11 protein-coding genes are annotated in these 13,001 nt (G+C 63.6%); 4 read left to right on the top strand and 7 right to left on the bottom strand.

What is annotated here, in order from left to right:
• Window positions 1-35 precede the first annotated feature (35 nt).
• Window positions 36-1,340 carry a M24 family metallopeptidase gene (locus tag AC1DYJ_RS22520; protein ID WP_477282528.1) on the bottom strand — a complete coding sequence of 435 codons (1,305 nt, stop codon included), beginning with the start codon at window positions 1,338-1,340 and terminating at the stop codon, window positions 36-38.
• Window positions 1,341-1,661: 321 nt separating this feature from the next.
• Window positions 1,662-2,621, bottom strand: coding sequence for a GlxA family transcriptional regulator (locus tag AC1DYJ_RS22515; protein WP_477282653.1), 960 nt, complete (start codon window positions 2,619-2,621; stop codon window positions 1,662-1,664).
• A 130-nt stretch (window positions 2,622-2,751) separates the two neighbouring features.
• Here AC1DYJ_RS22515 and AC1DYJ_RS22510 point away from each other — a divergent pair, with 130 nt between their 5' ends.
• Window positions 2,752-3,249 carry a GAF domain-containing protein gene (locus tag AC1DYJ_RS22510; RefSeq protein WP_477282530.1) on the top strand — a complete coding sequence of 166 codons (498 nt, stop codon included), beginning with the start codon at window positions 2,752-2,754 and terminating at the stop codon, window positions 3,247-3,249.
• A gap of 14 nt (window positions 3,250-3,263) precedes the next feature.
• Here the strand turns inward: AC1DYJ_RS22510 and AC1DYJ_RS22505 are convergent, their stop codons facing one another.
• From AC1DYJ_RS22505 to AC1DYJ_RS22495, 3 genes are all read right to left on the bottom strand, one after another.
• The gene (locus AC1DYJ_RS22505) at window positions 3,264-4,313 is read right to left on the bottom strand and encodes an alpha/beta hydrolase family protein (protein WP_477282532.1); all 1,050 of its coding nucleotides are present in this window, start codon (window positions 4,311-4,313) and stop codon (window positions 3,264-3,266) included.
• Between the two features lie 188 nt (window positions 4,314-4,501).
• Window positions 4,502-5,551, bottom strand: coding sequence for a helix-turn-helix domain-containing protein (locus tag AC1DYJ_RS22500; protein WP_477282534.1), 1,050 nt, complete (start codon window positions 5,549-5,551; stop codon window positions 4,502-4,504).
• Between the two features lie 33 nt (window positions 5,552-5,584).
• Window positions 5,585-6,769, bottom strand: coding sequence for an FAD-dependent oxidoreductase (locus tag AC1DYJ_RS22495; protein WP_477282536.1), 1,185 nt, complete (start codon window positions 6,767-6,769; stop codon window positions 5,585-5,587).
• 86 nt (window positions 6,770-6,855) lie between these two features.
• Between AC1DYJ_RS22495 and AC1DYJ_RS22490 the strand changes: the two genes are divergently transcribed.
• The gene (locus AC1DYJ_RS22490; protein WP_477282538.1) at window positions 6,856-7,536 is read left to right on the top strand and encodes a TetR family transcriptional regulator; all 681 of its coding nucleotides are present in this window, start codon (window positions 6,856-6,858) and stop codon (window positions 7,534-7,536) included.
• Here AC1DYJ_RS22490 and AC1DYJ_RS22485 read toward each other — a convergent pair.
• Both AC1DYJ_RS22485 and betI read right to left on the bottom strand, forming a co-directional pair.
• Window positions 7,533-8,609 (bottom strand): YeiH family protein, encoded by a 1,077-nt coding sequence (locus AC1DYJ_RS22485; RefSeq protein ID WP_477282540.1) that lies wholly within the window; start codon window positions 8,607-8,609, stop codon window positions 7,533-7,535. The two genes, AC1DYJ_RS22490 and AC1DYJ_RS22485, sit on opposite strands and share 4 nt — an antisense overlap.
• Window positions 8,610-8,735: 126 nt before the next feature.
• Complete coding sequence (gene betI, locus AC1DYJ_RS22480) at window positions 8,736-9,326, bottom strand: transcriptional regulator BetI (RefSeq protein ID WP_477282542.1); 591 nt, start codon at window positions 9,324-9,326, stop codon at window positions 8,736-8,738.
• A gap of 76 nt (window positions 9,327-9,402) precedes the next feature.
• Between betI and AC1DYJ_RS22475 the strand changes: the two genes are divergently transcribed.
• On the top strand, window positions 9,403-11,427 hold the full coding sequence (locus tag AC1DYJ_RS22475; RefSeq protein ID WP_477282544.1) for a CocE/NonD family hydrolase: 2,025 nt from the start codon (window positions 9,403-9,405) through the stop codon (window positions 11,425-11,427).
• A 21-nt stretch (window positions 11,428-11,448) separates the two neighbouring features.
• Entirely contained in the window at window positions 11,449-12,990 is a 1,542-nt protein-coding gene (locus tag AC1DYJ_RS22470) for an ABC transporter substrate-binding protein (RefSeq protein ID WP_477282546.1), read from the top strand.
• Window positions 12,991-13,001: the final 11 nt, after the last annotated feature.

Here is a 13,001-nt window from a genome sequence, read left to right as displayed (position 1 = left end):
CGATATCGCATAGAGGTCGATGGGGGACGTCGGCTTCAAACCTGTTTCTCCAGAAACTCATCCTCATAGGGAAAGCGCGACAGCAATTCGGTGCCGGTGTCGGTGATCAGGATTTCGTCCTCCAGCTTGACACCCTCGCGGCCGCCTTTCTCGCCGATATAGCTTTCCACGCTGACCACCATGCCGGGCACGATGACGCCGTCGCGGCCATAGGTCTCGTAGTCCATGGCGTGCGCAATGAATGGCGTTTCGCCATGCATGCCGACGCCGTGCATGACTGAGGTATAGCGCTGATCGACGAAACGGTCGGGGATTTTCCACGCTTTTTCGGCGATCTCGCGAAACGCCATGCCCGGCTTGACGATCGAAATATTGTGCTGAACCTGGTCGTGCGCCATGCGGTAGAGCGATTTCTGGTAGTCGGTCGGCTTGCCCGGCCCGCAGCGGAATGTGCGCGAGAAATCGGAATAGTAGCCGTAGCAGCCGATCGTGTCGGTATCGAGCGCCAGAAGCTCGCCCGGTCGGATCTTGCGGCCGCTGGCCTCGTTGAACCACGGATTGGTGCGCTGGCCCGAGGTGAGCAACCGTGTCTCGATGAACTCGCCACCTTGCCTGATGACCTCGCCATACATGATGGCGAACAGTTCGTTTTCGGAAACGCCGGGCTTGATCGCCTCGCGCACGGCATAGACGGCCGCCTCGGCGCCGGCCATCGACACCTGCAGGCATTTCACCTCCTCTGATGTCTTGACCGCGCGCACTGCCAGGATCTCGCCCTGGCAATCCCTGACCTCGCAGCCGCGCTTTTCCAGCGCTAGCGCCTGCAAATGGCTGCAGCGGTCGAGCCCGAGCTTCATCGAGCCGCCGCCATGCTTCTTCAAAAGCTCGGCGATCTCGTCGGCGAAGGGGCCGGCGGTCTCGTCGTCGCGGCCCGACACCGACGACCAGACGAGCTTTGAAGGCCGCGCCTCGTCGATCGTGTCGAGCACCATCGAGACATGGTAGCTCTGCGGGTATTCGAACAGCACGATCGGCCCTTCGGTCGGGACAAAGAAATAGCGCGTCGAATTGCGCAGGAAATAGCCGAACATGTTGCGCGAGCCGGTGGCGTAGCGCTGGTTGTAAGGGTCGAACAAAACCACGCCGCCATAGCCCGCCTCGCGCATCCAGGCGCGCAGCTTGGCAAGCCGCCCCTTGCGCAGCGCATCGGCATCGATGAAGGACGGCTCGGTGTCCGACAGCCACATGCCGCCGGCAGAGTCAGCCGCCGCCGGGTGGCGCATGCGATCTTTGAAGTCGACGTCTTCGGTGCTGTCTGGGTCGAATACGACGATGCTCATGGGTGCGCCTCCTGAAGGCTTGAACATAGCCGCGTGTCAGGTAAAGGCCGTGCGGAAATCCGCAGATGTCGTGCCAAATGCCGCAGGAAGGATTCGGATACACTGGACAGTGTTGCGATCCTTCGCGCCCCCCTCTGTCCTGCCGGACATCTCCCCCACAAGGAGGGAGATTAGCAGCTTTCGCGTCCCGCTCGCTCTGCAACGTTGGTGATTGGCGAAAGCCGAAGCGACATCTGATCTCCCCCCAAGTGGGGGAGATGTCCGGCAGGACAGAGGGGGGCGCTGTCCCGCCAGCGCTTCAATATTCGGCACACCGAAGAGCTAATGCCGCCGCATCGCCTTCGGTGCATGCCCATGCTCTTCGCGAAACGCCCGCGCAAAGCTCGACATCGACGCAAACCCGCAGGCCAGCGCCACATCCCGCACCATCAGCGTCGAATGCGCGAGCAGATCCGCGGCGCGCCGCAGCCTGAGCCTGCGGTAATAGCCATTGGGCGAAATGCTGAGCTCGGCGCGGAAATTGCGCTCGAGCTTGTCGGAGGAGACGCCGAGCCGGGCCGCCAGCTCCGTCATGCCGAGCCGCTCTTCCACCGCATCCTCCATGATGGCGATCGCCGACAGCACCAGTTCGTTCTGGACGCCGGTGCGCAAGCGCAGCGGCATCAGCTTGCGGTCGACGCTCGAGCGCAAGGGGCTGTGCACGAACCATTCGGCGACGCCTGCCGCGAGCTCGCCGCCATAGTCGCTGGTGATGATCTCCAGCATCATGTCGAGGCTGCCGACGCCGCCCGCCGAGGTGAAGCGCTTGCGATCGATCACATAGAGATCGCGCCGAAGCTCAATATCCGGAAAGGCCTCGGTGAAGGCGGCCTGGCTGGTCCAGTGCAAGGTGCAGGCATGGCCGTCGAGCAGGCCGGCCCTGGCCAGGAAGAACGCCGCATCGGCCACCGCGCCGATATGAGCGCCGGCGCGCACGCTTTTGCGCATCCAGGCAACCGCATCGTCGGCGACAAGCAAATCGGCATTGCCGCCCGAGCAGACGACAATGCGATCGACCTTCGGCGCGCCAGAGGCTGAGAATACCGGTTGTATGACAACCCCATTGGACGCCTCGACCGTGCCTTCAGCAGCGCCGACGATCACCCAGCGGTAGCACTCCCGTTTGGCCAGAACATTGGCTGCGCGCAACGGCTCGATGACCGAGCTGAACGCCATCATCGGAAAGCCGGGAAAGACCAGCACGGCGAAGGTGAGGGGGCCTTCATGCGCCGCTGGCGACATGCGGTCGTGCTTGCGGCTGGCAACAGGGCTGGCATGGACGGTATTCACAATTGTGTATTTCCCGGGAGCCTCATTGGTGGCAGACAGGGATATAGCGGGCATCCTGGCTCGCCGGCAACGGAGACGAACCATGTTTGCGGCTCAGACCATCGACAGCACCGACAAGCCAGCCTTCTACCGCGAACTGGCAACCCAGTTGAAGGCGCTGCTGGACGGCGAGAGCGATTCGGTCGCCAATGCCGCCAACACGTCGGCGCTGATTTTTCAGATGGTGCCTGACCTCAACTGGGCCGGCTTCTATTTCCTCGCCTCCGACGAGGAACTGGTGCTCGGACCGTTCCAGGGCAAGCCGGCCTGCGTGCGTATTGCGGTCGGCAAGGGCGTGTGCGGCACCGCGATCGACCTCGAAATGTCGATGCTGGTCAACGACGTGCACGAGTTCGCCGGCCACATCGCCTGCGATGCCGCCTCGCGCTCGGAGCTGGTCGTGCTGCTCCGGGACAATGACGGCGTCTTCGGCCTGATCGACCTCGACAGCCCGACACCTGGCCGCTTCGACAAGGACGACCAGGCCGGCATCGAAGCACTGGCCGCGATCTATGTCGCGGCAAGCTCGTTCGAGGACTAAGCTAGCCACTCGTCCTACGGATTGGTTTTCAGCGCGTGATTGAAGGCGGCGACCGTCATGTCGATCAGTTGCGCATGAATCTCACCGCGCGGTCGGCCTGCGCCATCATCGCATAGCGGGTCGCCGATCTGTTCGGACACAATAATCGCGGCCGCACCAGGTTTGCACTCCGCGAACATGCTGTAGTGGCTGGCATCCGCGATCGTCGCGTAGCGCGCATTTGCAATCGCTTTCGCGATACCGGAGGCGTCGGTGGTCAGGGGGATTTTTCCAGGCCGGCCGAGGTTGACGATATCGACCGGAATCGTGATCCCGGCGAAACTCCTGGTGTCGAATACATCGGATGGGGCGGGATCTATCGCCATGGCGAAGCCAATGCGCTTATCCCTGTTGTCGCGGCCAGCGAGCCGCAGATCCATGGCGTGGAGATCGACTCCGCTTTGCCTGACCCACCCGCACAGCGAGGCATTGAGACGATCCGTATCGCAGTAGGCGGCCAGCAGCTTCGGGTCGATGCGGGCGCCGGCTATGGCAAGCGCGGTGTTGCCGCCCATGGAAAGACCGAGAACGCCCACTTTGCCTTGCTCGAGGTGACCCCTGAAAAAGGCGTCCGTCCCTATCGCGTCCAGTGTCGCCGTGAGATCTGCTGGCCGCAGCCACAGTTTCATCGTCTCGGCGGCGGACCTTTTTGGTCCCGCATTTCCCGGATGGGTCGGAGCGGCGACGACGAAACCCTGGCTGGCCAGTGGCGTTGCAATCCAGCTGAGCGCCTGCGGATTTCCCGCCAGGCCAGCGCCGTGCGACAGCAGGATGAGCGGGTATTTTTCACCTGATATCGGCGCATCGCGCATGGCTGACGTGCCGACGAAAAGTTTGCTGTCGCCCAGGCTGACTGCCTCGCCACCTTGCTGTGCGGGGTACCAGACCGTCACGTCGAGATCGCTACCGCGCTCTATGGATGGCGCGGGAAACTGACGAACGCCGACGGCGTCGCTGGCGCTGGCCCTCTGCTGCACCAACATGATCGAAACGAGGCCGGCGCAAAGCGCGATCCAGAACTTCATTGAATTCTCCATTGTCGACCGCGCGCCGTGGGCCGGAGACCAAAGGTCCTCGGCTTGCAGCCATCGGTTCGGTTGCTGTGTTCATGCCGAGACATCAGCGCATCCGAACGCGGCCGGAGACCTCGATCATGATCGAGAACGTGCTTTATCGCGATTGAGTACTTCGCGTTGAATGGCGCAGCCGGGTTTCAGCCGCTCGGTTGGCTGGCAAGCGAAGGCGATTGCGCGTTCCGTTCCCGCCAGGCGAGCGGCGTCATGTCGGTGACGCGGCGAAATTCCCGGTTGAAATTCGACTTGGTCTGGAAGCCGACGGTGAGCATGATTTCGGTCACCGACTGGTCGGTCCCGGTCAACAGCCGGCAGGCCTCGGCGATGCGGTGCTCGTTGACATATTGCGAGACGTTCTTGCCCGTCGCCCGGTTGATTGCCGTCGAAATCTGCCGCGCCGGAATGCCGGCACGCCGGGCTAGGCGGTTGAGGTTGAGATTGGCGTCGCGGTAGAGCTGCCTGCCCTGCATCAGTTCGGTGATCTTGGCGATCGTGTCGGCGTCTTCGCCGGCGTCGGATGGCGACGATGCCTCGATAGGTTCGGCCGCGTTGAGCGGAACATGGCTCTGGCTGGCCGCTGCCGCCGCCACGCCGACTAAGACCAGGATGAACAGATTGGCGATGCCGATCACGGTCGCCGCGCGGTTCGTATGTCCGAACGCCAGGTCGAAGGACACCAGCATGTCGACCAGTCCCGATACGCACAGCATCACTGCCGCGGCAATGATGGCGCGATAGGCAGGCACAGCGCCGTCGAAAGGGGCGAGGCGCAGCCCGTCCGCGCCGGCGCGCAGCAGCCATAAAATGGCGGCGGCATAGATGAAGTCGATGGCGATAAGCGCGACGTCGATTGCCTCGTGCCAGGCGATCAACAACGCGATGATGACGATGGCAGGCGTTGCGTGGATCGCCAGAAGCGCCGGCCATCCGCGCTTGCTGGTTCGCACCAGGCTGGAAACGCCGGCATAGAGCAGCGATGGCAGGATCGAGGCGGTTATGGGCGCGATGAAGCCCGCTTCGCTCACGCCGTAGCCCCAGCGCAGTCCGGTCAGCACCGACTGCAGTGCGCTGAGCAGGATCAGACCAAGAAACGGCAGGTTCGGCGCGGCCTCATCCTGGCGCCTGGCAACCACCCAAAGCAGGATGAACAGCAGCAGGGCGACGACGAAGGGCAGGGGTACAAACGGCATGGATGGCGGGCTCGCGGGCGGATGCGCGAAACCCTAGCCGATATGGTTTGATTCCCAAACTTGCCTGATGTGGCCGATGCGACCTGCGTGGGTCATCCCTTCATCCCGGTGAAGAAGCCGACGAGCCCGTACGGTGCGTTCTCGTCGAGCAAGAGCTGCAGCATTTGCTGTGCGTCGGCCGCGGCCGCTTGGCTGCGCGGAAACAGCGCCTGTTCGTAAATGGCGAGCGCCGTTTCGATGTCGTCGGGATGTGCAGCAATCGCCTTGCCGAGCGCGCCGCCATCGAACATCGCCAGGTTCGCGCCTTCGCCGGCCGGTGGCGCGAGATGCGCGGCGTCGCCCAGCAGTGTTACCCCCGGCACGCGCTTCCATTGGTGATCGGGTCGGGAGTGTGTTGATCGTGCGCAAGGTGGGCAGGGTTTCGCCGTCTGTTATCAGCGCAGTGAGCGCCGGCGTCCAGCCCTCGAACTCGGCGGCGACGCGTGCCTTCGTGGCCGCAGCGTCGGTGAAGTCGATGCCGGCGAACCATTCGGCAGGGCGGGTGAGTGCCACATAGGTGTGGAGCACGGCGCCCGCCTCGCGATGCCCGAAAATGCCTTGGCCAGGGGCAAGCGCAAACAATGTGCCGCCGCCCATCGCTTCGGCCGCCGCTGGGTGCCGCTCGTCAGCGTCATAGAGATAGGTCTCGACAAACGACGTGCCGGTATAGGTAGGCGTGGCGTCCGACAGCAGCGGCCGGACCTTCGACCATGCACCGTCCGCGCCGACGAGAAGGTCGGTGGCGACGCTCGACCCGTCAGCGAATGTCAGTTCGTGCCGGCCGGCGCCAAGCGACACGGCACTGGTGAGCTTCTTCCCCCATTGGATGGTCTGCGCCGGCAAGGCCCCGATGAGAATGCGCCTGAGATCGCCGCGCAGCACTTCGGGACGCCCGCCGGTACCGTCATCCGGCTCCGCAAGCAGCACCGTGCCGTGCTTGTCGAGCACGCGCGACGCCTGGCCGCCTTCGTGAATGATGGCGCGGAATGCGTCGGTGAGGCCGGCCGCCGCAAGCGCAAGCTGTCCGCTGTCCGCGTGGATATCGAGCTGTCCGCCTTGCGTGCGGGCCTCGGCCGAGGGCTCGGCTTCGTAGATCGTCGCCGTTATGCCGTGGACGTGGAGGACGCGGGCGAGGGTTAGGCCGCCCAGACCCGCACCGATGATGGTGACTGGTGACATTGTCGTCTTTCTCTGGAATACTGATTGGAACGATGTTCCATTCATGCTAAATGGAACGCCGTTCCACTGATGTCAAGATGGTGCGCATGGCAAAAACGACTCAACGGTCAGAACGACGCACGGATGCGCTCTCGAAAGAACGGATCGTCGAGGCTGCGATCGAGATCCTCGACAAGGACGGCGAGGGCGCGCTGACCTTCCGCGCGCTAGCGGCGCGCCTGGCAACCGGGGCCGGGGCAATCTACTGGCACGTCACCGACAAGAACGAGCTGCTCGCGGTCGCCACCGACCATGTCATCGCTCGTGTCATGCGGGTTGGCGAGGCGAAGCCGCGGGAGGCGATCCGGGTCATTGCGCTGGGGTTGTTCGACGCGATCGACGCGCACCCTTGGGCAGGCGCGCATCTGTCACGTGAGCCCTGGCAATCCTGCGTGGGGGAGATCTTTGAAAGCATCGGCGGCCAGCTCGATGCGCTCGGCGTGGCCGACCAGGCGCAGCTCGACGTCGCGTCCGCTCTGGTGCATTACATCCTGGGTTGCGCCGGGCAGAACGCCGCCAACGCCGCCAGCGCCCGCCTCCTGCCGCCCAATACGGACCGCTCGGCGTTCCTGGCAACGATCATTGCACGATGGACGCAGCGCGACCCCGCCGGCTTTCCGTTCCTGAACCGGATGGCGGCGCGGTTTCGCGATCACGACGATCGCGAGCAATTCCTCGCCGGCATCGACCTCATCCTGGCCGGCGCCGAGACTTCCGGAAGGAACTAGGCGAACTTCACCAGCATCAGGCTGAAGCAGCCGATGAACAGGAAGGCCGAGAAGGCAAGCGCCAGCGGGCGCAGGCCGCGCGAGCGCAGCTGCGAAATGTTGGCCTGCAGGCCCATGGCCGCGAGCCCCATGGTCAGCATCATGGTGGTGCCGAGCGCCATGGCCGACTTCACTTCGGCCGGCACGGTAACCAGGCTGTTCAGCGCCACGACGGCGACGAAAGCGGCAACGAACCATGGCATGGGCGGCCGCGCCGCCGATTGGTCACTCGACCGCTCGCTGCTCGTCTTGCGGCGTGCCATCAGGCCGAGCGCGATGACCATCGGCGCCAGCATGGCAACGCGCGTCAGCTTGGCAACGGTGGCGATCTCGCCGGACTGGGCGCTATTCTGGAAGCCGGCGCCGATGACCTGCGCCACCTCATGGATCGAGGCCCCGGCCCACAGACCGAACGCGTGCTGGTCGAGGCCGAGCACGGGCGCCAGAAGCGGGAAGCCGAGCATGGCGACGGTGCCGAACAGCGTGATCGAGGCGACGGCGTAGGTGACGTCCTCGTCGCGCGCATCGGTGACGATGTTCGTGGCAACGATCGCCGAGGCGCCGCAGATCGAGGTGCCGGCGGCAATCAACTGCGCCAGCTTGGCGTCGACGCCGAGCAGCCGGCCAAGCGTAATCGTGAAGACGAAGGTGGCGCCAAGCGTCAATGCCACGATGCCGACGCCGCTGGCGCCGATGGAGACGACCTGGCCGAGCGTCAGCTGGAAGCCGAGCAGCACGATGGCAAAGCGCAGCAGGCGTTTTTGCGAGAACGCGATGCCGGCCTTGGCATGCGCCGGCGTGCCGAGCACGTTGGAATAAATCATGCCGGCAACGACGGCGAGGATCATCGGGCTGAACAGGGCGAAGCCGGAGACATTATGGGCCGAAAAAGCCACGGCGGTGATCATCGCCACCAGCACGACGCCGGGGATGACGCCGTTCCACACCGAATCGAGCCGCTTGCGGCCCGCCGCCAGATCGGCAGAAATCAGGCTTTTCGGAATATCGTTCGCGATGTGGGTGGCGGAAGACAATGCAATTCTCCAGGCGACTACGCCGGAGGAATGCCATTCCTGAACCAATCTTTCCAACGAATTGTTTTGGTTAGAATGATCGATTTTTACGAACGGTTACAGCTTGCGGTTGGGCTGGCGGAGAATCTACCCGTCAATCCCCGGGATCAGCAGACAGACATAGCGCCAGCAGATCCGCCGCGCGCGTTCCAGATCCTCTTCGAGATATTCTCCCGCATTCTGCCAGAAGAAACCGTCGATCAGCGCGGCGATGCCGTCGACGATGTCGTCGACCTCGCCGGCCGGGACCAGTTGCTTGACGGCATAGCGGATGTTGGAGACGAAACGCGCGCCGGTCAGATGGTAGAGATGCTTGATGCGCGGTTCGGTCTGCGCGGCGATCATGAACTGCATCCAGGTCACCGCGCGTTTGGGCGAACCCAGATGCTGCGGCGCGAACGAGCCGTCGACGATCGCCTTCAGCCGCTGCGCCGGCGTCGGGTTGGCGGGTGCGAGCTTGAGTATGTCCTGGCGAAACAGGTTCGACAAATTGCGCATGGCCAGCGCCAGCAGCTCTTCCTTGCTTTCGAAATAGTGGTTGACCAGCCCGGCCGACATGCCGGCGCGGCGCGCAATGACCGCCATGGTGGCGCCGGACATGCCTTCTTCGCCGACGACGGCGATCGCGGCATCGACCAACTCATCCCGGCGCATCGCCTTGATCGATCGTTTCGCCATTGCAATACCCTTCCGTTTGTATATTGATTGGTCATTCAATATATCATATCGTCATTCAATCCAAGCCGGAGTTCACATGCCAAGCGTCGTCATTGCCGGAGTCAGAACCGTCGAAACCCATTGGATTCCAATGGCCGACGGCCGCAAACTGGCTGCCCGCCTGTTCCTGCCGGATGACGCCGAGAAAAACCCCGTCCCGTTGATCCTCGAATACATACCGTATCGCCGCCGCGACGGCACGCGCACCGGCGACGAGGAAATGCACCTGTTTTTCGCCGCCCACGGCTATGCCAGCGCCCGCGTCGACATTGCCGGCACCGGCGATTCCGAAGGCCTGCTCGACGACGAATATGTCAGGCGCGAGCAGGACGACGCGCTGGAAATCCTCGATCATCTCTGCGCGCAGCCCTGGTGCACCGGCGTGGCCGGCATGATCGGCAACAGCTGGGGTGGTTTCTCCGGCCTGCAGGTCGCGGCGCGCCGGCCGCCGCAGCTGAAGGCGATCGTCACCTCCTGTTCGACCGATGATCGCTATGCCTGCGACGCGCATTACAATGGCGGCCTCCTGATCAACGACAATTTCGGCTGGGGCGGGGCGCTGTTCGGTTACTCGGTGCTGCCGCCGGACGCGGCTGTCGTCGGCGAGGACCGCTGGCGGCAAATGTGGAAAGAGCGGCTCGACGGTCACAAGAACCATGCCGCCGAATGGCTGAAACACCAGCGCCGCGATGCGTTCTGGAAACAGGGTTCGGTCTGCGAGGATTTTTCGGCCATCGAATGCGCGGTGCTGGCAGTCGGCGGCTATCTCGACGGCTACACGCAGACCATCTTCAGCCTGGTCAAGAACCTCAAGGGACCGGCCAAAGGCATTTGCGGTCCCTGGGGTCACAAGGAGCCGAACTATGGCGTTCCGGGCCCGGCCGTAGGTTACCTCCAGGAATGCATCCGCTGGTACGACCGCTGGCTGAAGGGCATCGACAATGGCGCCGACGCCGAGCCGGATATGCGCCTCTACCTCATGGACTATGCCAGGCCGCACTCGCATATCGATGTCAGGCCGGGCCGCTGGCTTGGCTTTCCGCAATGGCCGGCCAACCAGATCGGCGGCAAGACATATTGGCTGAACGGCGACGGCAAGCTCGGCGAAGCACAAGAAGCCGGCGTAGCGAGACCGACCATTTCCTCGCCGCTGACCACCGGCGTTCAGGGCCAGGAATGGTGCCCCTATGGCCAGGGCCGCATTTCGGCCGAGGGCGCGCGCGACCAGCGCGCCGACGATGGCGGCTCGCTATGCTTCGACAGCGCGGCCATGGATGCCGACCTGCCGCTCACCGGCATCTCGAGGATTCGGCTGCGCGTCGCCGCTGACAGGCCGCAGGCACAGCTTTGCGTCCGGCTGACCGATGTGGCGCCCGACGGCACCTCGGCCTTCATCACCTTCGCGCTGTTCAATCTCACGCACCGTGAGAGCCACGAATTCCCGACGCCGCTGACGCCGGGCCAGTTCGAGGATATCGAGCTCGACTTCAAGCCGGTGGCGCAGATCGTGCCCAGGGGACACAGGCTGCGGGTGGCGATATCCTCGTCCTACTGGCCGATGGCGTGGCCGTCGCCGGAGCGCACCATGCTGACCTTCGATCCCAAGGGCTGCCGGCTCGACCTGTCAGTGCTGGCCAGCGAGGCTGGCCTCGCGCCCGTCGCCTTCGAGGAAGCTCTGTGGGCCGAGCCGCGCCCGGTGACGGTCAAGGAACCGGCGCGGCAGCTGCGCTCGCTGACGACGGATCTGCCAACCGAACGCACGGAGCTGATCGCGCTGTCGGATGACGGCCGTTTCGTCTTCGAGGAGACTGGAACCGAGATCACTTCGTGGCGCCGCAAGACCTACGGCATATCGGACAATGACCCGGCAAGCTGCGCCACCACGGTGACCTGCCACGAGGAACTGACACGGCCCGACTGGAACGCGCGGCTCGACTGCGAAATCACCATCAGCTGCGACCGCGACAATTTCTATGCCCGCGGCTGGGTCAAGGCCTACGAGCGGGGAACGATCTTCGCCGAGCGGACTTACGACGAGGTCATTCCACGCGACTGCATGTAGCCAACAAAAAGGGGAACAAAAATGCGCATGAAACTCGATCGCAGAACCTTCCTGGCCGGCTCGTCGGCACTGGCGATCCTGCCTTACACACGCTTCGCCCTGGCGGCTGAGCGAACCAACCCGATCATTGCGCTCGACGCCGATATCGGCAATCTCGATCCCGGCAACCGGGTCGGAACCACCGAGGGCAATATCATCCGCGCCGTCTGCCAGACGCTGGTGCGCTTCGAGCCGGGCAAGACCAGCTGGACCAACGATGCCGCCAAGGAGATCAAGCAGATTTCCGACACCGAGTTCGACTTCGAGCTCAACCCCGGCCAGATGTTCACCGGCGGCTATGGCGAGATGACGGCCGACGACGTCAAGTTCACCTATGACCGCTACATCAACGGCGATAAGAACGGCAAGAAGCTCGCCTATGCCGATGATCTGGAAGCGCTGAAGTCGGTCGAGGTCACCGGCAAGTACACCGGCAAGCTGATCCTCAAGCATCCTTCGGCGGCACTCTGGCTGATCGGCATTTGCGATGCCTCGGGCGCGATCCTGTCGAAGAAGGCCACCGAGCAACTTGGCGACAAGATCGCCACGACGCTCATCGGCTCCGGCCCGATGACGCTGAAGGAATGGCGGCCGAAGGAGCAGTTCGTGCTCGCCGCCAACCCTGACTACAAAGGCCCTTACAAGGCGCATTTCGAGGAGATCACCGGCAAGATCATTCCCGAGCACAAGACCTCGTTCCTGTCCTATCAGGCCAAGGAACTCGACTTCACCGCTTTCGACGGCGACCAACTCGACACCGCCAAGGGCCTGCCGGACACCAAGGTGATCGACATTCCCGGCATCGACTACACCTGGATCGGCATCAACGTCGAAAAGGGCGATCTTGCCGATATCAAGGTGCGCCAGGCGATACGCTACGCCATCGATGTCGACGCCATCATCCAGGGCGCCTATTCCGGCATGACCTCGCGCGCCAAGACGCTGCTGGCGCCGGGCCTGCTCGGCAACTGGGCCGACGCGCCGCTCTACACCAGGGATGTCGCCAAGGCGCAGGCACTGCTGGCCGAGACCGGCAAGACCGGGCTGACCTTCACCTTCACCTGCCAGAACGATGCGACCGCGCTGGCCGTGGCGCAGATCGCCCAAGCCAATCTCGCCGAAATCGGCATCACGCTCACCATCAACGCGATGGATTCCGGCGCCTACTGGGCACTCGGCGCAGACGACGCCAGCAAGGATCTCGAACTGACGCTGATCCCTTATACCTCGAAGTTCGATCCGAGCTTCCAGACGCAATGGTTCCTCGCCAGCCAGATCGGCCTGTGGAACTGGCAGCGCTGGAACAGCCCGGAATTCGACAAGCTGCATCAGGAAGGGCTGGAGACGCTGGACACGGCCAAACGCGAAGCGATCTATATCAAGATGCAGCAGTTGCTCGATGAATCGGCCTCCTGCATCTGGATCACGCATGGCCGCAACTTCTTCGCCGACGCCGCCTGGCTGAAGCCGATGTTCCTGCCCAACGGCAAGGACTGGCAGTTCGAATTCTTCGACAAGGCTTGAGCGGGAAGGGG

This window comes from Mesorhizobium sp. P2_B11 (genome assembly GCF_056404855.1).
The sequence above is the reverse complement of the archived record's forward strand: the minus strand, read 5'-3'. Positions and strand labels throughout refer to the sequence as shown.